Here is a 22545-nt window from a genome sequence, read left to right on the forward strand (position 1 = left end):
CTTTATTTCGCTGGTTCTAACACTTTTTTCTCTGCTTTTGTACCTTCTTCAAATGCTGCCATTTCGGCATCGAATTTCTCTAATCCACTATTTTCAAGCTCACTGATCCGTTCTCTCATCTTGAGGTACGATTTCGGAATCACGCGTACAAATTTTGACACATAGGAATCCCAGTTCGCTAAAATCTTCTTACCGTTGTTACTGTTTGTATAATGAACGTATTTCTCGATCATGTCGTATACATCTTTCATTTCTTCCGGATCAAATAATGGTTGAACAAGTACCAGTTCCTGATTACATCTTGATCGGAAGTTTTCATCCTCATCCAGTACATAGGCGACTCCACCTGACATACCGGCTGCAAAGTTTCTGCCTGTAAGACCGAGTACAACCACTTTCCCACCTGTCATATATTCACATCCGTGATCGCCAACACTTTCAACGACTACCTGCGCTCCACTGTTTCGGACACAGAAGCGCTCGCCTGCCACTCCGTAAATATATGCTTCTCCACCTGATGCCCCGTAGAAGGAAACGTTACCGATGATCGTGTTTCGTTCAGGAATGAACGTAGCAGTCGGATCAGGATGAACGATGATTTTCCCGCCTGATAAACCTTTTCCTACGAAGTCATTTGAATCACCGACAAGTCTCAGCGTCAGACCTTTTGGAATAAAGGCACCGAAGCTTTGTCCTGCAGATCCTTTAAACGTCAAGCGGATAGTATCTTCTGGTAAGCCTTCTGCGCCGTAACGTTTTGTAATTTCGCTACCAAGCATCGTGCCGGTTACACGGTGAATGTTCCGGATCGCTGTCGTCCATTCAACCGGTTCCCCCTTTTCAATCGCTTGGCGGCAGCGGGGAATCAGCTCTTGATAATCCAGTGTTTTCTCTAGTTCGTGATCCTGTTTTCTTGTCGCATAGCGTCCCACCTTCTCAGGCACATCCGGCTGATGCAGAAGAGCAGAGAGGTCGATTCCTTTCCCTTTCCAATGATCGATTGCTTCGTTTGCTTCAAGGATATCGGTTCTACCGATCATTTCATTGATCGTTCTGAAACCAAGTTGAGCCATAAGCTCTCTTGTTTCCTGGGCAACAAAACGCATGAAATTCGCTACATGCTCAGGGTCACCTGTGTATTTTTTACGTAACTCAGGATCTTGAGTAGCAATACCGACTGGACATGTATTCATATGACAAACCCGCATCATGACACATCCAAGGACAACAAGTGGTGCAGTCGAGAATCCATACTCTTCCGCTCCTAGAAGCGATGCAACAACAACATCCCGGCCCGTCATCATTTTCCCATCAGTCTCGACGACAATCCGGTCACGAAGACGATTCAGTAACAGGGTCTGATGAGCTTCGGCAAGACCGATTTCCCATGGCAATCCTGTATGTTTCAGACTAGTTCTCGGGGCAGCACCTGTTCCTCCGTCATATCCACTGATTAACACAACATCCGCGCGGCCTTTTGCCACACCTGCAGCAATGGTTCCAACCCCCACAGCTGATACCAGCTTCACGCTGATGCGGGCTTGCGGATTTGCATTCTTCAGGTTATAAATCAGCTCGGCAAGGTCTTCAATCGAATAAATATCATGATGAGGCGGTGGTGAAATCAATTCCACTCCAGGGGTAGATCCCCGCACTTCAGCAACCCAAGGATATACTTTTTTGCCTGGGAGATGTCCACCTTCACCAGGTTTTGCTCCTTGTGCAACCTTGATTTGTATTTCGTCCGCATTTACCAGGTAATGGCTTGTTACACCGAAGCGTCCTGACGCTACTTGCTTGATTGAGCTGCGCCTTGAATCCCCATTTTCGTCCGGGGTGAAGCGGCTTGGATGTTCCCCACCTTCTCCTGAGTTGCTCCGTCCGCCTATTTTATTCATGGCAATCGCTAATGCTTCATGGGCTTCCTGACTGATGGAGCCGAATGACATGGCACCGGTCTTAAAACGGCGACAGATTTCTTCCACTGACTCTACCTCTTCAATCGGGATAGGCTTCGTTTCTTTAAACGAAAGAAGTCCGCGCAGAGATTGCAGGTTCTGCTTTTCATCTGTCAGCATGTTGGAATATTTTTTGAACAACTCATAATTATTCGTACGGCATGCATGTTGAAGAGTGTGAATCGTACTAGGATTGTACGCATGATCCTCTCCATTTTTACGATATTGGAATTCGTCTCCGGATTCTAATGTACTTTGATTGTCTTTCCGGTCATTGAATGCTTTTCTATGTCTCAAGAGCACTTCTTTTTCGATGATATCCATTCCGATTCCGCCGAGTCTTGACGCTGTACGGGTAAAATATTTATCAATTACATCTTTATGAATGCCTACCGCTTCAAATATTTGCGCTCCACGGTAGCTTTGAATCGTCGAGATTCCCATTTTAGATAAAACCTTGATGACACCGTCAGTCCCTGATTTCACGAAGCTTTGCACAGCTTTCTCGTAAGTGGTGTCCTGCAGCTCGCCTTTATCGATCAGATCACGCAAGGTTTCATAGGCTAAATACGGATTGATCGCTTCTGCACCATATCCAAGCAGCGTTGCAAAATGGTGAACCTCCCTTGGTTCCCCTGACTCTAAAAGAATGCTGACGGTCGTACGGGTTCCTTGGCGAATTAAGTGATGATGCAGTCCTGAAACGGCAAGGAGAGCTGGAATGGCTGCCTTATCCTTCACAACTCCACGGTCAGATAAAATAAGGAGTGTCGCACCGTCTTCAACAGCCTGGTCAGCTCTTTCATACAGAGCATCCAGGGTGCTTTCAAGCTGATTTCCATCATCGGTTACATCAAATAAAATCGATAAAGTAACAGCTTTGAAGCCCTCTTCGTTTTGATGACGAAGCTTTTCAAGCTCTTCCCCGGTTAGAATCGGTGTCTTTAAATGGATATGCCTGCAGCTTTCAGGACCCGGGTTAACCAGGTTACCTTCTGCTCCAATCGTTGTTCCCACAGATGTAATGATCTGTTCTCGAATCGCATCGATCGGCGGGTTTGTCACTTGAGCAAATAGTTGTTTGAAGTAGTTATAAAGAAGTTGCGGCTTTTTCGATAATACAGCAAGAGGTGAATCATATCCCATGGAACCAACCGGGTCTTTTCCATCTGTAACCATCGGCTTGATGATTTTGTTTAATTCCTCTGTTGTGTAGCCAAATGCCTGTTGCTGCATGAGAACTTCTTCTGAATCCAGTTGAACCACTTCCTGGGTCGTTTCAGGCAAATCTTCAAGCTCAAACTTATTGTTATCCAACCAATGTCTGTATGGTTGTTCGGAAGCAACCCGCAACTTGATCTCTTCGTCCGGAATGATTCTACCTTTTTCAAGGTCCACCAACAACATTTTCCCCGGTTGTAATCGGTCTTTGTACACAATATCATCGGCAAAAATATCAAGGGCCCCAACTTCAGAACCAAGAACGATCATGCCGCCCTTTGTCACGTAGTAGCGGGCAGGTCGAAGTCCATTTCGGTCCAGGCAAGCGCCAATCTGTTTTCCATCTGTAAACACAAGGGCTGCAGGTCCGTCCCATGGCTCCATCAAACAGCTATGATATTCGTAGAAGTCCTTTTTCTTAGGGTGGATCGTGTCATCATTTTCCCATGGCTCCGGTACCATCATCATAGCCGTATGGGCAAGGGATCTACCTGATAAATGAAGGAATTCAAAGCAGTTATCAAACATGGAGGAGTCACTGCCTGTCTCATCAATGACGGGTAGTATCTTTTTCAGGTCCTCTTCTTTGAAAGCACTTGAATGACAAAGCTTCTCACGGGCGCGCATCCAGTTCACATTTCCACGGAGCGTATTGAATTCTCCATTATGAATCGTATAACGGTTTGGGTGAGACCGTTGCCAGCTTGGGAAAGTGTTTGTACTAAAGCGGGAATGTACAAGGGCTAAAGCTGACCGGAACTCAGGATGGTTGAGGTCAATATAAAAAGAATCGAGTTGTTCCGGAATGAGCATCCCTTTGTATACTATGGTCGTGGAAGACAAACTGCAAAGGTAAACATCCTCTTGTCCCTCGACGGTTGCGACTTCCTGTTCAATCCGCTTCCGGATCACATATAGCTTTCGCTCGAAATCCATCCGGGATTGTATGTCTTCCGATACGCCAATGAAGACCTGGCGGATGAACGGTTTTGACTTCGATGCAACTTTCCCTACAAAGGAATCATTGAGTGGAACAGGTCTCCAGCCAAGTGTCTTCTGACCTTCTTCTTCAATGATGCGTTCGAAGATTTCTTTACTCTTCATGCGCTTCTCATAATTTTCAGGAAGGAATACCATCCCGATCCCATATTCTCCTTTTCGGGGAAGGATGATGTCTTCTTTCTCACATTGCTTTTTGAAGAAATGATGAGGGATTTGAGTAAGGATACCTGCACCGTCCCCAGTACTTGTATCTGCAGATTGTCCTCCGCGGTGCTCTAAGTTACATAAAATATTAATGGCATTTTGAACGATGTTGTGACTCTTCGTCCCATCAATATTTGCAATCATTCCAATTCCACATGCTTCATGTTCTTGCGCAGGATCATACATTCCTTGCGCTACAGGAAGATTCGTTTTCATCCAATGTCCTCCTCTACCAAACTTGTATATTTTTTGAATAATTAACCGGTTAATTAAATTTTCTTAATTTTCGTTAGTATATCATGAAATTTAGAAAAAACGAAAAATTAAGTTAATGGAAAAAGAGGTTATTTTCCAAATATATATGTAATATAATGAATAAACGTTGATATATAAATGTTTGTTTTGACTTAATATTCAGAATCTTTAAAAGCTTGATGTAATCACAAAGAAATCGCTTACAAAAAATCACTCACTGGAACATTTTTCACCAAAATCCAACATGAATTTTCATGCAAAATGTTAACTAAAAAAATTTTTTTGCTCCTTGAATTTCAGCTGCTTAAACTCTTCTTCTTTTCCCTTCAATACCAAAATCCAAACCAAAAGAAGAGGGACGGACCTCCGAAAATCCCGGAGGTCCGTCCCTCTTCTTCACTACTTATTCGCTTCTTTTAATGCTTCGCTTTCAACCAGGTTCATGAAATCAATGACGACTTTGTTGTTGTTTTTTTCCCCGCCCAGTTTTAATAAGACTTTTCCCAGGAAGTTCACTCCTCTGTTTTCGCCTTTATAGATGAATCTGGTTTGGCTGTCGTCTATTTTGTGAAGGGTGAATTCGGCTTCGATTTCGAATGCTTTGGCGAGTGTGAAACCGATTTTATTGTGTTTCTTCTCAGGGGTGTTCTCATACTCGAGGTCTTCTACAATATACGTCTCGATTCGTTTCCCCTCTTTGTATTTCTGTTGGTAAGTGGATCCTACTACGCCTTCCTTTTGTTCCAGTATCTTGTTTTCAACGACGTTCGGCATAATTCGTTGAATGTTCTCAATCTCAAACAAATGCCAAATCGTTTCTATATTGACTGGAATGATCCGTTCTTCATGCCATTTAATCATTCTTATCCTCTCCTATTCCCATCTCGAAGAAATCATCCATTTCTTCGATCACTGTTTGTATTCGCTGAATTTCCGCTTCTAAATCCCGTTTCTTCGCACGTATCAATTGTTCCAAATTCTCAAAGGACTCGTCATTTACAACGGTTAACATTTCTTGAATGGAAAAGTTAAATCTCCTTAAGTAGACCAATAATCGTCCCACTAGGTAGGATCCATTATCATAATAGCGATAGTTGTTTGCAGGATCGATATACACAGGTTCCAGCAATTTGATCTCAGCGTAATAACGCAGTGTTTCCTTACTCAGTCCTGTCATCTTGGAAAACTCGCTCACCTTGTACATTCTTTCCACCTCACACCTAAATCATAAACCATGTGGTGCACCACACGGTCAATCCCTTTCTATCAAATGATTTCCCGACCCTATCTTTGTAAACTGAGGTTTTCATGAACTGATATGCTTCCTTTGATAAATTCCTTCACTTCTTCGCATGCCTCTTCAATAGAAGACGCTTTTATCGTCACCTTTTTATCTCCAGGATACTGACTCGCAGTATGGTAGTATCTTGGATCATAATAGTATTCCAATAAAAGCTCTAAAATCCGCTTATAGTTCTTCTCTTTCAGCTCGTCCTCTATTTGATTGGCAATCGGGCTATGTATTCGTCTCTTGATACACCTAAACGCTTCTGCAAATTCATCATGATGCTCATGTAAACGGTATTCATTTAAAATATGATTGACTCTCTCTTCCATTGGCATCTCAATAAAGATATGGAAACCGCTCTCTTTTTTCTTTACTAAAAAGTCAGGGAGAAGCAGCTTTCCGATCCGTTTGCTTTCTGCTTCAAATAATATTATGGGAGATTCCTGAAGCTCCATCAGGTCTTTAAGCAGAAGGGAATCAAAGATTTTCTGATTGCGTGGTGTCAATCCGATTTGTCCAAAAATGGAGCCTCGATGGTTGGCTAACGTTTCAATATCCAAGACCGGGTACCCTTCATTTTGAAGCTGTTTCAGAATGGCTGTTTTGCCAATTCCGGTTCCACCGTTTAACACAAAGGCTTGAGGTTTCACCTCGAAAGTCACCAGTTCATTCAACACCCAGTGACGATACGCCCTGACTCCTCCTTGAATACGGGATGTTTTCACACCCATCAAATCCAGGAAGGTGGCAGCCGCTTTGCTTCGCATACCACCCCGCCAGCAGAAAACCACAATCTCACCACCCAGTTTCTTAAACTCTTGTATAAACTCCGGGAGTTTTCGTGAGAAGATTTCCAGCCCCCGTTCCGTTGCCCTCTCTTTGCTTACTTGCTTATATAGAGTCCCGACTTCTGCTCTCTCTTCATCATTGAAGACCGGTATGTTTATACTGCCTGGAATCGTCATTTCCCTGTATTCAGAAGGAGATCTCACATCTACGAATGTATAGTTATTGACATCACATCGATCTATCGTTATATCCTTGAACATTTCATCCACTCTCCTCTTCACTTCTAACTTCTATTTTACCACCACTCCAACCCGATTGTTCGCAACATTCTGTAATCATTCTTTCCCTTTCTTTTCTTTTTAGAACTATTTATCTAGTCAAATCCTCCCTCTTATCGATAGAATATTCAGTTTTTTACCTCGTTGGTACTATATACCATATTAACGCAACACTTTATAATGAAAATAGAAATATTATTTCACATTTTTTTATAATTTCGTGAAGTATAATTTCAGTAAAATGAAAACGGTTTCTTTTATAAGAAATCAGTTAATGAAAGCGGGGGATTTGTTGATGAAAGCAGTAAAGTACATGATCATGGCCGTCTTGTTGTTCTCGCTTGCTCTTCCTTTTTCTACAGGAAAAGCAAAAGCTTCGGAAACTCAGGCGCCCAAACATGAAATGCGTGCAGCATGGATTGCAACGGTTCAAAACATCGATGTGAAAGCCGGAATGGACAAGCAGGAGTATACGGATTGGGTGGAAGAGACCCTTGATGAACTGAAAGAGTTGAAGTTTAATACGGTCATCTATCAGGTGAAACCTACTGTTGATGCCTTTTATCCTTCTGAACTGGCTCCCTGGTCTCAGTACATTACAGGTGACAAACAAGGAACGGATCCGGGATATGATCCACTTCAGGTTATGATCGATGAATCTCATAAGCGCGGAATCGAGGTTCATGCATGGGTGAACCCTTATCGAATCACGATGCCAAATCAAACGATCGAGTCACTTGCAGATAATAACGTAGCCAAGCTTCATCCTGAATGGGTAGTGAAATATGGCAAACAATATTATTTAGACCCGGGTATACCTGAAGTACAGGAATACTTGATTGATACAGTTGAAGAATTAGTGAGTCATTATAATATCGAAGCCGTTCACATGGACGATTACTTTTATCCTTACCGAATTGCAGGAGAAACCTTCCCAGATCAAGATACATACGAGAAATATGGTAACTCTTTTGACGATATTGAAGATTGGAGACGAAATAACGTTGATGTACTAGTAGCTGACATCAATTCAGCCATTAAAGACATTAAAGAATGGGTACAATTCGGGATTTCCCCATTTGGAGTATGGAGAAACATTGCTGATGACCCGACTGGAAGCGATACACAAGCGGGACAAACGAATTATGACGATCTGTATGCAGACACGCGTCAATGGATCAAGGATGGAAGCATTGACTATATTACCCCTCAAATCTATTGGTCCAGGAATCTGGCTGTTGCCAACTACTCCGTTCTATTAGATTGGTGGAGTCAGGAAGTGAATGAGTATGCGTACAATCATCCTGTTAATCTTTATATAGGGATGGCTGACTATAAAGTAGGGGACAATTTTGACCAGGAATGGTTCAATCCATACGAGCTTCCAGAACAAATAATGGACAACCGTGAAAATGGAACGCCACTTGGGCAAATGCATTTCTCTCTCAAACAAATATTTGAAAACCCGCTTGGTTACGCCGATATTATACGTAACGAGGTTTACACCGAGCATGCTTTAACCCCTGCCACTCCTTGGAACAATGAAACACTTCCAAAGAAACCGAACAAGGTGAAAGCAGATAAACATAAAGAAGGTATCACGATAAAGATAGATGATAAGAAGCATACCGATGCAAGGAAATATGTCATCTATCGCTTTGATGGCGTAAAAGAAGGAGATTACGAGAATCCAGCTAACATTGTGGATGTCGTGTATTCTCAAGAAGGGCTTACAACATATGAAGATACTTCAGCTGAAGAAGCTGGAATGTACACATATGGAGTTACCTCCGTTTCTCCCACAGGTGTGGAAAGTAAGGATGCCAAAACAGTACGGGTAAGAGTACGATAATGATAGAAAGAGAGTTTCTCCGCTATGGAGAAACTCTCTTTTTTACTTCAACTGCATTTCCTTTACCTTTTGCCTGATATGGTCCGGCCACCATGCCCCACATTCTTCCGAAACCACACAGGCAGCACATTTTTCCAAGTCGTACACCATCATACCCTGAATGGGCGGAGAATAGAGATGGAGGGTCACCAGGTCTTCCCCTCTCCCTTTCTTCATTTTGTGAACACCTTTTTTCGGTGCAAAAAAGAAAGAACCTTCCCTATATTCGCGATCAAATATCTCCTGTGGAAGCTGGTTCTCTTTTACTTCAAAGATTGTATTGACTGAAGTCCCGCTCAGAACTTGGATCCATCCCCTTGAGTCCCCATGATCATGTGGAGCACATTCCATGTCGGACCAATTCATCACCAGAAGCTCTGCTACTTCATTTTGATAAAGGAGCTTTCGATAATATGGCTTACCCCCCGGAGACTGTAAGTATGGCTGTAAATCATCGAGACTTATTTGAAGAGACTGCAAGACTTCTTTAAGGTCTTTCGTGGAAGGGGTGGTCAATTCATCCAATCTATCCATTATCCGTTCCCTTAAGGTCACCGCGATTCCTCCCTGTGTTATCGTTTCCTCCATAGAAACCGATGGAAAACAGAAATCAACTGGCCGTTTACAATCACGACCCCTATTATAATTATGACTCCACCCAGTATCGTTATGAAAAAAATCTTCTCGTGCAGGAGAAGGATTGCCGCAATGAGTGTGGTAACGGGCTCTAAATAGAGAAACATCGACACCTTTGACGCATCTAATACCTCAAGTGCTCTTCCCCAGTACCAGTACGCAATACCTGATACAAATACACCGAGGAACATCAAGTGGGCCCATTCCACATTGGATAGAAGAGAAATGCCTTCCCAGCCCCGGTTTCGGATAAGAAAAGGGATGGTTAAGCTGAAACCCAGTAGACTCATATAAAAGGTGATGACGAGGGATGGCAGCTCGATACGTAGTTTTTTCAGCAACACTGAGTAAATGGCCCAATTTAAGGTACTGAGGATCATCAGGATATAACCGATGTTAACGGCAAATCCGATAGACTGCCCGCTCCTCGCTGTGGTCACCATCAGAACGCCAGTAATTGCTATAATCATTCCTAGCGCTTTTGGTACTGTCATTTTTTCATGTAAAAAAATCATGGAGAGTATTACGGTGAATACGGGAGAAAATGAAATCATCCAGCCTGCGGATGATGCATCAATTGTAAGGAGGGCCGTCGCCTGGATCACCTGATGAACGAAGACGCCAAGTACCCCCAACACTATCAGGTGAGGGATATATCTGATCGGAATGGTGAGTCGATAACTTTTTAAAAGTAAGAGCAAGAGCAGAAACAGAGCTCCGATCGCAAACCGGAGAACGAGCAGTGTATACGGGTCGAGGGTGTCCAACACTGCTTTCGTTGATACAAATGATATGCCCCAAAAGCTGATTGACATCGTGGCATATAATGAGGCGGCAATCTTTGTTTTAACTGGAATCATAGGCGTGGTATCCTTTCGGAAAAGGGTCTTTGTATCATGGTATGCTCGTCCGGGGGAAAGATGTGGGGATTGTGGTGGAATTTGGTGTGGGTTGGATGAGTTAGGCGGTCTTGAAAAATTAATTTGGGAAGGTGAAAATAAGTTGGATCCTGCCCCGCTTGAGCATCGCTTATCGATCCAAAGTCGATGATATATCCTTAAAGTCGTTAATAAACATGCCAAACGCGATAATATATCCTTAAAGTCGATAATATCTCTACCAAAATTACTTCCAACCCCCATTCTACTCGACAATCCACACAAAAAAAGTGCCCCAAATCACAATTTGAGACACTCTCCTAACTTAACTATGGCTAAATCGCTCACGAAACTGCGGTAAATACTCTTTATGTACCTCAAGCATTTCATCCAGCAGTAGCTTCGCCTTCACATCACTCGTCACCAACGGATTGATCGTCATGGCAAGCATCGCTTTCTCATAGGACCCTGTTACCGATGCTTCCGCAGCAACCCGTTCAAATGATTTAATTTGATGAACAAGTCCACTCACAGCCACCGGCAGCTCACCGACTACAATCGGCTTAGGACCAGATTTTGTAACGACGCAGTTCACTTCCACAGCAGATCCACGTGGTAGATCACTGATCGCTCCGTCATTGCGGACATTCAGGGTTTGAATGTCACAGCGATCATTATAAATGGATGAGATGAGATTACAAGCCGCATCGCTGTAATAAGCCCCTCCCCTTTGTTCAAGCTGTGGAGGCTTGATATCTAGGTTTTCATCCTTGTAAAGTTCAAAAAGTTCATTTTCTAATTGCTGAACCACTTCTGCCCTGGTGGTCCCCGTCTTGAATTCTTCTAGCTGCTTTTCTAAAATATCACTTGTTTTATAAAAATAACGGTGATAGGGACATGGGATGATTCCTAGGCTCTTACTGAACTCCGGTTCCCATGGAAGCGGCGCAATATTCCTCATGCTGACCTGCTTGTCAGGGTTACTCATCATTTCCAGAACGTCCTCTAAAACTGACTCACCGTCCACCAAAACATCCAATCCGTACACCATATGATTCAATCCTGCGAAATCGATATGGAGTCGTTCTACCTCCACATTTAGAAGCTTGGCCAGTGTCATTCTCGTATTAATGGGAAGATTACATACGCCTATGACCTTAGGATGTGACCCGTAACGCAATAAAGCCTCTGTCACCATACCTGCAGGATTCGTAAAATTGATCAACCAGGCGTCCGGGCAAAGCTCCTGCATTTCATCAGCGATTTCAAGCAGAACAGGAATCGTCCTCATTCCCTTGAACAATCCCCCGGCTCCATTCGTTTCCTGGCCGATCATCCCGTACTTGATTGGAAGCCTCTCATCTTGAATTCTCGCTTTTAGTTGTCCGACTCTCATTTGAGTCGTGACAAAATCAGCATCTGCGAGCGCTTCTTTCCGGTCCAGTGTAAGGTGAATTCCCATGGGAACCCCAGCTTTTTCTACCATTCTTTTCGCTAAATTCCCGACTATAGTAAGTTTTTCTTTCCCTGCTTCAATATCCACCAGCCACAGCTCACTCACTGGAAGCTCATCATAACGCTTGATCAGTCCTTCAACGAACTCGGGAGTATAGCTTGAACCCCCGCCGATCGTAACAACCTTGATTCCTTTTTTCATTGTGAATGCCTCCCCGAGATTACTTTGCAACAAAGGCCAAAATAAAGCTTATTAAGAAACTTACAACTACTGCTAATAAAACGCGCTTCCTTTTAACAGAAGCATCCTCAACGGGACCTTCAATTTTCAAAAGAACAAATGAAAGTCCAATCGAAGCCGAAATCCCTGTTGCTAAAAATACGCTCCAATCCTTTGCGAGTCCCGCACTCATCAAAGGTTTGGAAAGAAGTAAAAGTCCGATGGATACGGAGATTAGAAGAACAAACACACTTCTAAAACCGATTCTCTTCGGGACAACCGTTTCTGTCATTTGAATCACTCCTAATGCTAATGAAGAAGTGGGAATCCTAGGACCCCCACTTCTGCTTTTTGATATGATCGTATTTTGCTGGAGGCAAAGCCCCTCCGCTTTTCTACTTGTCCAGCTACGGGGCTTAGAGGCTCGAGGTCATAAGCTAATCCGTCAAGAAGGTTAAACTGCAACCTTCATGCCGGCTTAGCTTATGCTTGTCGCCTCTGGGCAAAGCCCCTCCGCTTTTCTACGCCGCTTGTTGCTCGTTTTCTTCCATTTTTAACATTTTTTTATCGTACATCTTTAAGAATGGGAAGTAGATTGCGAAGGAAATTCCGATATTGATCAGAACCATGACGATCGCTCTCCAGTCACCACCGGTTGCCAGGTAAGCTCCTATCGGTGCAGGAAGAGTCCATGGCGGCATGATGTAAGTTGGTGACACTAATCCGACTGTCGTTGCCACATACGAAATTGTTGCCGTTATTAAAGGGACCGTGATGAAAGGTATGATTAGTATCGGATTCAATACGATTGGAGCTCCAAAGATGATAGGCTCATTAATATTGAATACACCTGGAACTAGACATGTTTTCCCCAGTGCTTTCAAGTATTTCGAACGTGCAAAGAAGACCATAGCAAGAACCAATCCAAGAGTTGCTCCCGATCCACCAATCCAAATGAACCACTGATAGAACGTTTCTGGAGCGATATGTGGAATCGGATTGCCACTGGCAACAGCATCAGCATTGTTCACAAGGAATACTTCCCAAAGCGGACGTGCTACCGTTCCTACAACTGATACACCATGAATTCCGAATGACCAGAAGAAATCTATAAGGAATACTGGAACCAATACTCCGAAAATACTGTCACCTGCTGTAACCAATGGAGCAACAGCGACACCGACTATATGATGGAGGTCGACTCCAGCTAAAACTGTGATGGATGAAACCAAAATGATAACAATCGCTACAGGAATAAGTGCTTCAAAGCTTCTTGATACAGATGCCGGTACTTGCTCTGGCATTTTGATCGTAATGTTTTTCGTTTTACAGAACCGCAAAATTTCAACTGCCAGAATCGAGACGACCATGGCGACGAACAATCCGTGACCCCCAAGGTTCGTCATTGGCAGGACCCAGCCTTCTCCGTCCATTACTTTAGGTGTAATCGTTAGTAGAAGTGCTGCCACTGAAATTTGTGCACCGGATAATGGATCCAGGTTATAGCTTTTCGAGAGGTTGTATCCTATCCCGAAGGCTATATAGAGTGACATGATAAACATGGTCAGTCGATAAGGAATCAGGATTTCGACGATGTTGTCAGCGGCCCACTGTTTGATGTCTCCGAATATTCCGCCATCAGGAAGCGGTGGAAAAGCCAAGATCAGGAAAAATGAACCGACGATAATAAATGGCAGTGCTGAAATAACCCCATCCCGGATTGCTTGCAAATGCCTTTGTTCAGAGAGCCGGGCCATTGGACCTGACAAGTTGTTCTCTAGAAAATTCACAAACTTTTGCATGTTTGTACCCCCTTGTTTCCTATTAAATTAGTTGGTTAATTCTTTTACTGTTTTCAGTAAAGTAGGACCACCAAGTGGCGTGTACGCTTGTGGAGGAATCGGACCACAAGGAACATTCGCTTCATCAGCGGCTTTTTTCACTTGATCAAAACGGTGTCTGATTTGCGGTGCTACCATACAAACATCCCATCCCTTGGATATCTCCTCGGATACTTCACCAGTACCGATTGCATGGACTTCCATCTCAATCCCTGCTTTGTCCCCTTCTTTTTTCAGTGCATTCACGACAATTGCGCTGGACATTCCACCTGAACATACGAATAATACTCTCATTTCTACTCTTCCTCCTCTTTCATCCTTTGAACTACTTCATGTGTATGAATAATTTGCTCGTAAACGCCATGTCCTTTTTTCATGCATAAAGCGACGAATAAAGCATCAATCACAACGAGTTGAGCAATTCTTGCCGTCATGGTCCCGATTCTGATATTGTGTTCTTCCTCGGAAATCGTCAAGACGATATCAGCGAGCTTTCTTGCCGGGGATTTCCCATGCTGTGTCAATAGAACGATAGTGGCCCCTTTTTCTTGAGCTACGTTCATGAGCCTCAGTATTTCCTTTGTCTGACCCGATGTGGAGACGACGAAGAGAACGTCTCTCTCGGTTAAGTTTGCGGCCATCATCATTTGCACATGGATATCACTTGCTTGAAATGCGAGATAGTTCAGTCGTAACAGCTTTTGCGTAAAGTCCTCCGCTACTACAGCAGAACCGCCTACTCCATACAGGTATACCCTTTCAGCTTTATGGAACGCGTTCACAGCCCGATCCAGTTCATCTATGGAAAAAAGCTTTTCCGTGTTCTTGATCGCTTGATAGGTGTTCACCAGTACTTTGTTGAATACGGTTTCAATATTATCTTCAAAATGGAGGAGTGTATTGATGTCATGACTCTTTGTTTCTTCACTATTCGTGCTTTTGGCCAGTTCGATCTTCAGACCGCTGAAACTATTGATTCCGATTCGTTTGCAGAACCGGATGATGGCCGCTTCACTGCTCCCGCATGATTGTGAGAGTTGCTTTGTAGTCATTTCCATTACTTTCTCAGGAAACTCCAACACATATTGAGCAACCGCAATTTCAGACGGGGTGTAGCTCTCCATCTGACTTTTGATGTGTTTTAAAACTTGAAATTCCGTCATAGTCACCTCCAAAAAAATGATTGTCTTGAAAAGGCTTTCAGTTTAATATGATTATATGCGATAATGAAATTAAATTTCAATATTATTTTAAAATATTTAAACTTTTATTTTACTATTCTAGTAGAAACCAGTTCTAAACAGGAATGAGGAGGAATACACAATGGCAGAGGTACGCAACGTAGAAATGGAGATTTTTGAAATTATATCAAACGGCGGGAATGCCAAAAGCACCGCATATGAGGCACTGGCTAAGGCACATGAAGGTAAGTTTGATGAAGCTGAAGAGATGCTGAAAACAGCACATGCTGAACTGAACAAAGCTCACAAAACGCAAACGAGTCTCATTCAGGCTGAAATCAATGGGGAGAATTTCGAAAAATCACTTCTGATGATTCATGCCCAGGACCACTTGATGACCTCTATCAGTGAAATCTCGTTGATCGAACAAATGATTCCCTTGTTAAAAAGAATAGAAAAACTTGAAAACAACTAATTCTAAGGAGGCATATCAATGAGTAAAAGACTGGGAGTTTCAATATACCCGAACCATTCCACGACCGAAATGGATAAAGAATATCTGGCACTGGCTGCGTCTTACGGTTTTAAGCGTGTGTTCACCTGTTTATTATCAGTAGAGGGTGACAAGGTTGGGATCATCTCGAATTTTAAAGAAACGATTAAGTTTGCCCGTCAAAAAAATATGGAAGTCATCGCTGACATCAGTCCACGCATTTTCAAAGAACTGAACATCTCGTATGATGATTTATCCTTTTTTGCGGATCTCGGGGCTCACGGTATCCGCCTTGATCTCGGGTATACAGGGCATGAAGAATCGATGATGTCGTATAACCCATATGATCTGAAAATTGAACTCAATATGAGTAATGCTACGAAATATATCGACAACATCATGACGTATCAACCGAATAAGGATCAATTGCTTGGATGTCATAACTTCTATCCACATCGCTACTCCGGATTATCCTATCCATTCTTTATTGAATGCAGTAGAAAGTTTAAAGACTTCGGGATGAGAACGGCTGCGTTTGTCTCTTCTTCCGATGCAACATTCGGTCCATGGCCGGTCACGGAAGGTTTGCCTACGTTAGAAATGCACCGGAACCTTCCGATCGATGTTCAGGCGAAGCACCTTTTTGCCACAGGGTTAACTGATGATGTCATTATCAGTAACGCTTATGCATCTGAACGTGAAATGCAACTGCTTAGCGAACTGAACACATCGAAGCTTACCTTTACAGTCGAAACCCATGAAACGACAACAGACTTAGAAAAGACGATTATTTTTGAAGAACCGCACTTCTATCGTGGTGACGTATCTGATTATATGATCCGCTCGACTCAAAGCCGCGTGAAATATCGTGGAAGAGAATTTGCTCCACATAATACGGCAGACATTAAACGGGGCGATATTGTGATTGAAAACGACCTATATGCCCAGTATGCAGGAGAACTTCAGATAGCGCTTCAAGATATGGAGAACTCAGGCAAAACCAATGTGGTGGGACGGATCCGCGAAGAAGAAATCTTCTTATTGGATTACCTGAAGCCTTGGGGTAAATTTGCCTTTCAAACCAAGTAAGTGGAGGTTTCTTTAAATGACTAGAGTAATAGGAATCGATGCAGGCGGGACGAAAATACAGGGACTCGTTCTTGACTTAGAGAAGAACATCCTGTTTCAAAGCTTATCCGGGCACGGTAATCCCACGGTTTCCTTTGAAGAGGCATTAACCAATCTCTCATCCGTTATTCAACAATGCCTGGATCACACTTCTTCTGAAGAGGTGTCCCATATTGTGATCGGGATGGCAGGTGCCGAGTCTGGTAATCTGGCTCATCGAATCAAGACGGAATTACAAAGGATGACTTCCCTGCCTATAATCCTTTTAAATGATGCCACCCTTGCCTATTTCAGTCTACTCGGGAATCAGAACGGTGTAATGACCATTGCGGGAACGGGTTCGATTTGTTATGGACGAAACGGGAAACAGGAAGGAACAACCGGTGGCTGGGGACATCTTCTTGGTGACGAAGGCAGTGCCTATCATATTGCGATTGAAGCATGTAAACAGATTTCTATGGAGATGGATTCCGGTAGCCCCTTTTCCCCTCTCTCACGTGACATATTAAACGAAATCGGTGCTAGTGATGGGAAGGGTTTAAAAGGGTTTATCTATTCTTCTGCCAAAGGTGAAATTGCAAAGCTTGCGAAAGTGGTTCACAAGCAAGCTGAGGATGCTAATGAAGCCGCCTTACTTATATTAAAAAAAGCAGGGGGACAGCTTGCCCGTCAGACGATTGCCTTATTGGAGAAACTACAGGTCTCATCGAAACCGGTTATCGCCTTAAAAGGAAGTGTCCTTGAACATAATTTGGTGGTTCAATCCGTTTTTAAAGAAATGATTTCAGGGAGTTTTCCAGACGCTGCCTATATCGTCGACTCAACCTCCCCTGCCACCGGGGCAGTCGATGTGACAGAAGCCATCAGGGAAGGAAGGTTGTCATATGAGTAAGTGTTTAGCCGTCGGATTAATGTCCGGTACGTCTGTGGATGGGGTGGACGCTGCCCTTGTATCCATTGAAGGCAGCGGCAAGGATACAATAGTGGAGCTCGTTCATTATTCAACTGCTCCCTTCCCTCCACAGGTCAAAAAGAAGATCTTTGACGTGATGAGTGTAACAGAATCGTCCACTCCCCTGCTTTCCAGCTTGCATTTTGAGCTTGGAGACGTGTATGCCGATGCTGTTTTAAAGGTTTGTACGGAGGCTGGCGTTTCAGTAGAAGAGTTAAACTTTATCGGATCTCACGGGCAAACGGTCTATCACCAGCCCTTCCATACGGAAGATTCGGTTCCTTCCACTCTTCAAATCGGTGAGCCGAGCGTGATTGCGTATCGAACAAACACCAGAGTCGTCTCCAATTTCCGCTCCATGGATATGGCTGCCGGTGGTGAAGGGGCACCACTTGTACCTTATACAGAATTCCTTCTCTACCGGAAAAAAGACCGGGGTAGACTTCTTCAGAATATTGGGGGCATCGGAAATGTGACCGTACTTCCTAAAGATTGCGCTCTTCAAGAAGTATTCGCGTTTGATACTGGTCCTGGGAATATGGTTATAGATGGATTATGTGAGCGACTATTCGGTCTATCTTTTGACGAGGATGGAGCGATTGCTGCGAAAGGAACGGTCCACAAAGGCGTTGCACAGAAATGGATGGAATGGGAGAAGGATTTCTTCCTTAAAGAGCCTCCAAAGTCAACGGGGCGTGAGCTTTTTGGAGAGGTATTCGTAAATCGGATCCTTGACGAGTTTGGTAGTCTTTCAAAAGAAGACCTGATTGCGACGGCAACCTTCTTTACAGCTCTGACGATTGCGGATGCATATGAGAATTTCGTTCTTCCTGAACATTCGATAAATGAAGTGATCATCGGTGGCGGCGGAAGCTATAATGGGACGCTTCTCCGTATGATGCGGGAGCTTCTTCCAGAGTTAAGAATTCTTATTCAGGAAGATATCGGTTATTCTTCCGATGCGAAAGAAGCGATTGCCTTCGCCCTACTGGCAAACGAAACACTGCATGGCAATCCAAGCAACGTACCAGGAGCAACTGGGGCAGGTAAGTCTGTCATATTAGGCACCATCACACCACGTCCCATATAAATGAAAGGCAGGTAACAGTACAAATGGACCTTCATAAGATCCTGACGGAAACAAGAAACCCTAAAACATTGGACATAGATACAATAAGCACGGAAAATATTTTAGAAAAATCAATGGTGAAGATCAAACCGTTGCATACGCTGTGGAAAAAACCATCCCTGTTGTGGCACGTTTGGTGGATGATATCGTCTCAGGTTTAGAAAATGGCGGACGTCTTCTTTATGTAGGTGCAGGCACAAGCGGACGCCTGGGCATCCTTGATGCATCAGAGTGCCCGCCTACCTTCAGCACAGATCCCGGCCAGGTGATTGGGATCATCGCGGGTGGTGAAAGAGCCATCCAGTTTCCCTTGGAAGGTGCCGAGGATGATGAAGAAGGCGGCCGCAACGAAATCGCCATCCGTAAAGTCGGTGCAAATGATGTCGTGGTAGGCATTGCTGCAAGTGGAAGAACACCTTATACGATCGGGGCTTTGAAGGAAGCAAAATCAAGAGGTGCTGTAACGGCGTCTGTTGTGTGCTCACCTCAATCCCCTATGTGTGAAGTGGCCGATCACTCAGTCGTCGCAGAAGTCGGTCCGGAAGTCGTCACAGGCTCTACGCGCATGAAAGCAGGTACAGCACAAAAACTGATCCTGAATATGCTTACAACGGCATCCATGATAAAGCTTGGCAAAGTATACAGTAACCTCATGGTCGACGTGATGCCTTCAAACGCAAAACTGAAAATCAGAGCGCGCAACATCATCATGGAAGCAGCAGACGTCTCCGAACAACAAGCAACCGAAGCCCTTGAAACATACGGCAGCGTCAAACCTGCCATCCTATCGCTTCTGACAGGTCTCGAAGAAAAAGAAGTCTACACGCTTCTCACACTTCATAAAGGCCACCTGCGCTCGGCAATCAAAGCCGCAATTAAATAACCTTATAAGAGGGACGGACCTTGACCCATCGTCAGGTATCGTCTCTTTACTCGTTTTATACCAGATTTGAAAAACATGTTAAAAAAGGTGGAAATTAGTATGATCACTCCTGACATAAAAAAACGGTTCATCGAAATCGTCGGCGACGAAAATTACCGGGATACGCCTGCGGAAAAGCTTGTCTATTCCTATGACGCAACTCCTAACTACCAATCCATGCCTGATGGGGTCATCGTCCCCCGCTCAGCAGAGGAAGTATCAGAAATCGTGAAAATATGCAATGAGCATCGCATCCCCATCGTCCCGAGGGGGTCCGGAACGAATCTCTGTGCTGGCACTTGCCCTACTGAAGGCGGACTTGTTCTCTTATTCACCCATATGAACAAGGTTCTGGAGGTGGACGAGGAGAATCTGACGGTTACCGTCCAGCCTGGTGTTGTGACCCTGGATCTTATTCATACAGTTGAAGCAAAAGGTCTATTCTATCCTCCTGACCCAAGCTCCATGAAAATCTCAACGATCGGTGGGAACATCAATGAGAACTCCGGTGGTTTGAGAGGACTGAAATATGGGGTAACCCGCGATTATGTGCTGGCATTGGAAGCCGTCCTCCCCAATGGAGACATCATCCGTACCGGGGGGAAGCTTGCGAAAGATGTTGCTGGATATGACCTGACCCGTCTATTTGTCGGATCGGAAGGAACGCTTTGTGTCATCACCGAAGCGACTTTAAAGCTTGTTCCCATGCCCGAAACGAAGCAAACAATGCTCGCCCTATATCAGGATATTGAAGCAGCGGCCAAAAGTGTTTCCAGCATCATCGCCAATCGTATCATTCCTACTACTCTTGAATTTTTAGATCAGCCCACACTTGAGGTGGTCGAGGATTTCGCCAAAATCGGCTTGCCAACCGATGTAAAAGCGGTTCTCTTGATCGAACAGGATGGTCCACCGGAATTGGTTGCACGTGACATGAAACGAATGGAAGAAGTGTGTTTACAGAACAATGCTGTATCCGTTCAATTAGCCAAAACAGAAATAGAAGCAGACGCCCTTCGTACCGCTCGTCGTTCTGCCTTATCGGCACTGGCCCGTCTCAAACCGACGACGATTTTAGAGGACGCGACAGTTCCCCGATCTGAAATCGCCAAGATGGTGAAAGCGATCAATGATATTTCCGAGCGCTATGAGTTGAAGATTTGTACCTTTGGACATGCCGGGGACGGAAACCTTCACCCGACGGTGGCGACTGACGCCCGGGATCATGATGAAATGGAACGGGTGGAAGCGGCATTCGAAGAAATCTTTGCCCATGCCATCGAATTGGGCGGCACCATCACCGGAGAACACGGTGTCGGGATGATGAAAGCCCCTTACCTCGAATGGAAACTGGGGCCTGAAGGAATCGGGGCCATGAAAATAATCAAGCAATCATTCGATCCGAACAACATTATGAATCCGAATAAAGTATTCGCGAAAGAATCAAGAAAACGTGTGGTGATTTCAAGATGACAACCCTTCTAGAAAAGCAAAAGATACAACAGGAATTTAAAAACCGCATGGATGAAGATGAACTATTGAATTGTATGAGATGCGGTTTCTGTCTCCCTTCCTGCCCTACGTATATTGAGTCAGGATTTAAAGAATCCCACTCCCCGCGCGGTCGGATTGCCTTAATGAAGGCAGTGGTAGACGGTGTCATCGAACCCGATGAAGAAGTCGAACGAACATTGGATCTATGCTTAGGGTGCAGAGCCTGTGAACCCGTTTGTCCATCCGGTGTGAACTACGGACACCTTTTAGAAGAGGCACGTGATATCATCAATCAAAATAAAAAACACTCGCTTCCTGTACGGGTTCTTAGAAAAACCGTTTTTGAAGGATTATTCCCGCACCCTGACAGAATGAGAATGGTCACGAACCTTCTTGGAATCTACCAACGCTCAGGGTTGCAGAAAGCAGTCCATACGACGGGGGTTATGAAACTATTTCCGGGAAGCATGGCGACAATGGAACGCGTACTTCCTCAAGTTCCAAAACTGAAAGACATGAAGGGGCGCCCAACGTCTCTTTCCTCGATTGGTGACGTTCGTAAAAAAGTCGCTTTCTTCTCTGGCTGTTTAATGGATACGATGTTTCTGGAAACAAATAATGCCACTACGAAACTATTGCAGCTGGCAGGCTGTGACATCGTGATTCCGAAAACGCAAACCTGTTGCGGAGCCTTGCATGGTCATAGCGGTGAAAAGGACTTGGCAAAGGATTTGGCAAAGCGAAACATTGCGGCATTTGAAGCGGATGGGGTCGATTACATCATCACCAATGCCGGGGGATGCGGAGCCTTTCTCGTCGATTATGATCACTTACTGAAAGATGATCCCGATTGGAAAGATCGTGCGGTTCAGTTTAAAAATAAAATCAAAGACATTTCGTCCATTCTTGTAGAATTACAGTTTCATAAAAAGAAATTGAACGTTTCCTCTCAACGAATCACGTATCAGGATTCGTGTCACTTGCGAAACGTGCAGCGTACATTTTTGGAACCAAGGCTCCTCCTTCAATCAGTGGAAGGTGCTGATTACGTTGAGATGAAGCAAGCCGATCACTGCTGTGGGTCAGCCGGAATCTACAATATCATTGAATCCGAAATGTCCATGAAGATCCTCGATCACAAAATGGACAACGTCGAACAAACCCAGGCAACCACCATCATCACATCAAACCCGGGCTGCCTCCTCCAAATGAAACTCGGCATCGAACGAGAAGGCCTATCCAATAAAATGCGTGCAATCCACATCGTAGACTTTTTATTGGAAGCAATTCAGTGAGAGGGACGGACCTCTTCATTTACTCTAATTCTATA

The 22545-nt window shown here is 44.2% G+C and carries 19 protein-coding genes; 8 read left to right on the forward strand and 11 right to left on the reverse strand.

Features of this window, described 5'->3' with window-relative positions:
• Positions 1 to 2: 2 nt before the first annotated feature.
• The 4 genes from gltB to mnmH all read right to left on the reverse strand — a co-directional run bounded on the left by gltB (position 3) and on the right by mnmH (position 6977).
• Positions 3 to 4601: a glutamate synthase large subunit gene (gene gltB, locus RSX31_RS18780; protein ID WP_315635644.1), complete on the reverse strand. Its 4599-nt coding sequence runs from the start codon at positions 4599 to 4601 to the stop codon at positions 3 to 5.
• 438 nt (positions 4602 to 5039) lie between these two features.
• Positions 5040 to 5501, reverse strand: a complete 462-nt coding sequence (locus RSX31_RS18785) for an SRPBCC family protein (RefSeq protein ID WP_315635645.1) — start codon at positions 5499 to 5501, stop codon at positions 5040 to 5042.
• The gene (locus tag RSX31_RS18790) at positions 5494 to 5844 is read right to left on the reverse strand and encodes a MerR family DNA-binding transcriptional regulator (protein WP_148968046.1); all 351 of its coding nucleotides are present in this window, start codon (positions 5842 to 5844) and stop codon (positions 5494 to 5496) included. The genes RSX31_RS18785 and RSX31_RS18790 overlap by 8 nt, the downstream gene beginning before the upstream one ends.
• Before the next feature lie 80 nt (positions 5845 to 5924).
• The gene (gene mnmH, locus RSX31_RS18795; protein WP_148968045.1) at positions 5925 to 6977 is read right to left on the reverse strand and encodes a tRNA 2-selenouridine(34) synthase MnmH; all 1053 of its coding nucleotides are present in this window, start codon (positions 6975 to 6977) and stop codon (positions 5925 to 5927) included.
• Positions 6978 to 7290: 313 nt separating this feature from the next.
• Between mnmH and RSX31_RS18800 the strand changes: the two genes are divergently transcribed.
• On the forward strand, positions 7291 to 8847 hold the full coding sequence (locus tag RSX31_RS18800) for a glycoside hydrolase family 10 protein (protein WP_315635646.1): 1557 nt from the start codon (positions 7291 to 7293) through the stop codon (positions 8845 to 8847).
• Between the two features lie 42 nt (positions 8848 to 8889).
• Here the strand turns inward: RSX31_RS18800 and RSX31_RS18805 are convergent, their stop codons facing one another.
• The 7 genes from RSX31_RS18805 to RSX31_RS18835 all read right to left on the reverse strand — a co-directional run bounded on the left by RSX31_RS18805 (position 8890) and on the right by RSX31_RS18835 (position 15079).
• On the reverse strand, positions 8890 to 9420 hold the full coding sequence (locus tag RSX31_RS18805) for a cysteine dioxygenase (RefSeq protein WP_262372405.1): 531 nt from the start codon (positions 9418 to 9420) through the stop codon (positions 8890 to 8892).
• A gap of 38 nt (positions 9421 to 9458) precedes the next feature.
• Positions 9459 to 10382 carry a DMT family transporter gene (locus RSX31_RS18810; protein WP_148968042.1) on the reverse strand — a complete coding sequence of 308 codons (924 nt, stop codon included), beginning with the start codon at positions 10380 to 10382 and terminating at the stop codon, positions 9459 to 9461.
• A gap of 343 nt (positions 10383 to 10725) precedes the next feature.
• Entirely contained in the window at positions 10726 to 12057 is a 1332-nt protein-coding gene (locus RSX31_RS18815; protein ID WP_315635647.1) for a 6-phospho-beta-glucosidase, read from the reverse strand.
• A 19-nt stretch (positions 12058 to 12076) separates the two neighbouring features.
• Complete coding sequence (locus tag RSX31_RS18820; RefSeq protein ID WP_148968039.1) at positions 12077 to 12367, reverse strand: hypothetical protein; 291 nt, start codon at positions 12365 to 12367, stop codon at positions 12077 to 12079.
• Positions 12368 to 12596: 229 nt separating this feature from the next.
• Positions 12597 to 13877, reverse strand: a complete 1281-nt coding sequence (locus RSX31_RS18825; protein WP_315635648.1) for a PTS sugar transporter subunit IIC — start codon at positions 13875 to 13877, stop codon at positions 12597 to 12599.
• 27 nt (positions 13878 to 13904) lie between these two features.
• A complete protein-coding gene (locus RSX31_RS18830) occupies positions 13905 to 14210 on the reverse strand; it encodes a PTS sugar transporter subunit IIB (protein ID WP_044339788.1) in 306 nt (101 codons plus the stop codon).
• Between the two features lie 2 nt (positions 14211 to 14212).
• Complete coding sequence (locus tag RSX31_RS18835) at positions 14213 to 15079, reverse strand: MurR/RpiR family transcriptional regulator (protein ID WP_315635649.1); 867 nt, start codon at positions 15077 to 15079, stop codon at positions 14213 to 14215.
• A gap of 160 nt (positions 15080 to 15239) precedes the next feature.
• On the opposite strand from RSX31_RS18835, the gene RSX31_RS18840 reads away from it, so the two are divergent.
• The 7 genes from RSX31_RS18840 (at position 15240) to RSX31_RS18870 (ending at position 22510) form a co-directional block, all read left to right on the forward strand.
• Positions 15240 to 15572: a PTS lactose/cellobiose transporter subunit IIA gene (locus tag RSX31_RS18840; RefSeq protein WP_315635650.1), complete on the forward strand. Its 333-nt coding sequence runs from the start codon at positions 15240 to 15242 to the stop codon at positions 15570 to 15572.
• 18 nt (positions 15573 to 15590) lie between these two features.
• On the forward strand, positions 15591 to 16679 hold the full coding sequence (locus RSX31_RS18845) for a DUF871 domain-containing protein (protein ID WP_315635651.1): 1089 nt from the start codon (positions 15591 to 15593) through the stop codon (positions 16677 to 16679).
• A 16-nt stretch (positions 16680 to 16695) separates the two neighbouring features.
• Positions 16696 to 17610: a BadF/BadG/BcrA/BcrD ATPase family protein gene (locus tag RSX31_RS18850; protein WP_315635652.1), complete on the forward strand. Its 915-nt coding sequence runs from the start codon at positions 16696 to 16698 to the stop codon at positions 17608 to 17610.
• Positions 17603 to 18760 carry an anhydro-N-acetylmuramic acid kinase AnmK gene (gene anmK / locus RSX31_RS18855; protein ID WP_315635653.1) on the forward strand — a complete coding sequence of 386 codons (1158 nt, stop codon included), beginning with the start codon at positions 17603 to 17605 and terminating at the stop codon, positions 18758 to 18760. The genes RSX31_RS18850 and anmK overlap by 8 nt, the downstream gene beginning before the upstream one ends.
• A gap of 142 nt (positions 18761 to 18902) precedes the next feature.
• Positions 18903 to 19682 (forward strand): N-acetylmuramic acid 6-phosphate etherase, encoded by a 780-nt coding sequence (gene murQ, locus RSX31_RS18860; protein WP_315635654.1) that lies wholly within the window; start codon positions 18903 to 18905, stop codon positions 19680 to 19682.
• A gap of 99 nt (positions 19683 to 19781) precedes the next feature.
• Positions 19782 to 21194, forward strand: a complete 1413-nt coding sequence (gene glcD, locus RSX31_RS18865) for a glycolate oxidase subunit GlcD (protein WP_315635655.1) — start codon at positions 19782 to 19784, stop codon at positions 21192 to 21194.
• Positions 21191 to 22510 carry a (Fe-S)-binding protein gene (locus tag RSX31_RS18870; protein WP_315635656.1) on the forward strand — a complete coding sequence of 440 codons (1320 nt, stop codon included), beginning with the start codon at positions 21191 to 21193 and terminating at the stop codon, positions 22508 to 22510. Before glcD ends, RSX31_RS18870 begins: the two co-directional genes overlap by 4 nt.
• Positions 22511 to 22545 lie beyond the last annotated feature (35 nt).

The organism is Rossellomorea yichunensis (assembly GCF_032337515.1).
GTDB lineage: Bacteria > Bacillota > Bacilli > Bacillales > Bacillaceae_B > Rossellomorea > Rossellomorea yichunensis.

Excerpts from the sequence above, each read along its gene's own strand:
- RSX31_RS18790 (WP_148968046.1), bottom strand. The coding sequence starts at position 5,844 with ATGTACAAGGTGAGCGAGTTTTCCAAGATGACAGGACTGAGTAAGGAA.
- RSX31_RS18815 (WP_315635647.1), bottom strand. The coding sequence starts at position 12,057 with ATGAAAAAAGGAATCAAGGTTGTTACGATCGGCGGGGGTTCAAGCTAT.
- RSX31_RS18785 (WP_315635645.1), bottom strand. The coding sequence starts at position 5,501 with ATGATTAAATGGCATGAAGAACGGATCATTCCAGTCAATATAGAAACG.
- RSX31_RS18805 (WP_262372405.1), bottom strand. The coding sequence starts at position 9,420 with ATGGATAGATTGGATGAATTGACCACCCCTTCCACGAAAGACCTTAAA.
- RSX31_RS18820 (WP_148968039.1), bottom strand. The coding sequence starts at position 12,367 with ATGACAGAAACGGTTGTCCCGAAGAGAATCGGTTTTAGAAGTGTGTTT.
- RSX31_RS18845 (WP_315635651.1), top strand. The coding sequence starts at position 15,591 with ATGAGTAAAAGACTGGGAGTTTCAATATACCCGAACCATTCCACGACC.
- RSX31_RS18870 (WP_315635656.1), top strand. The coding sequence starts at position 21,191 with ATGACAACCCTTCTAGAAAAGCAAAAGATACAACAGGAATTTAAAAAC.
- RSX31_RS18830 (WP_044339788.1), bottom strand. The coding sequence starts at position 14,210 with ATGAGAGTATTATTCGTATGTTCAGGTGGAATGTCCAGCGCAATTGTC.
- glcD (WP_315635655.1), top strand. The coding sequence starts at position 19,782 with ATGATCACTCCTGACATAAAAAAACGGTTCATCGAAATCGTCGGCGAC.
- RSX31_RS18825 (WP_315635648.1), bottom strand. The coding sequence starts at position 13,877 with ATGCAAAAGTTTGTGAATTTTCTAGAGAACAACTTGTCAGGTCCAATG.
- gltB (WP_315635644.1), bottom strand. The coding sequence starts at position 4,601 with ATGAAAACGAATCTTCCTGTAGCGCAAGGAATGTATGATCCTGCGCAA.
- RSX31_RS18810 (WP_148968042.1), bottom strand. The coding sequence starts at position 10,382 with ATGATTCCAGTTAAAACAAAGATTGCCGCCTCATTATATGCCACGATG.
- RSX31_RS18835 (WP_315635649.1), bottom strand. The coding sequence starts at position 15,079 with ATGACGGAATTTCAAGTTTTAAAACACATCAAAAGTCAGATGGAGAGC.
- mnmH (WP_148968045.1), bottom strand. The coding sequence starts at position 6,977 with ATGTTCAAGGATATAACGATAGATCGATGTGATGTCAATAACTATACA.
- RSX31_RS18850 (WP_315635652.1), top strand. The coding sequence starts at position 16,696 with ATGACTAGAGTAATAGGAATCGATGCAGGCGGGACGAAAATACAGGGA.
- anmK (WP_315635653.1), top strand. The coding sequence starts at position 17,603 with ATGAGTAAGTGTTTAGCCGTCGGATTAATGTCCGGTACGTCTGTGGAT.
- RSX31_RS18840 (WP_315635650.1), top strand. The coding sequence starts at position 15,240 with ATGGCAGAGGTACGCAACGTAGAAATGGAGATTTTTGAAATTATATCA.
- RSX31_RS18800 (WP_315635646.1), top strand. The coding sequence starts at position 7,291 with ATGAAAGCAGTAAAGTACATGATCATGGCCGTCTTGTTGTTCTCGCTT.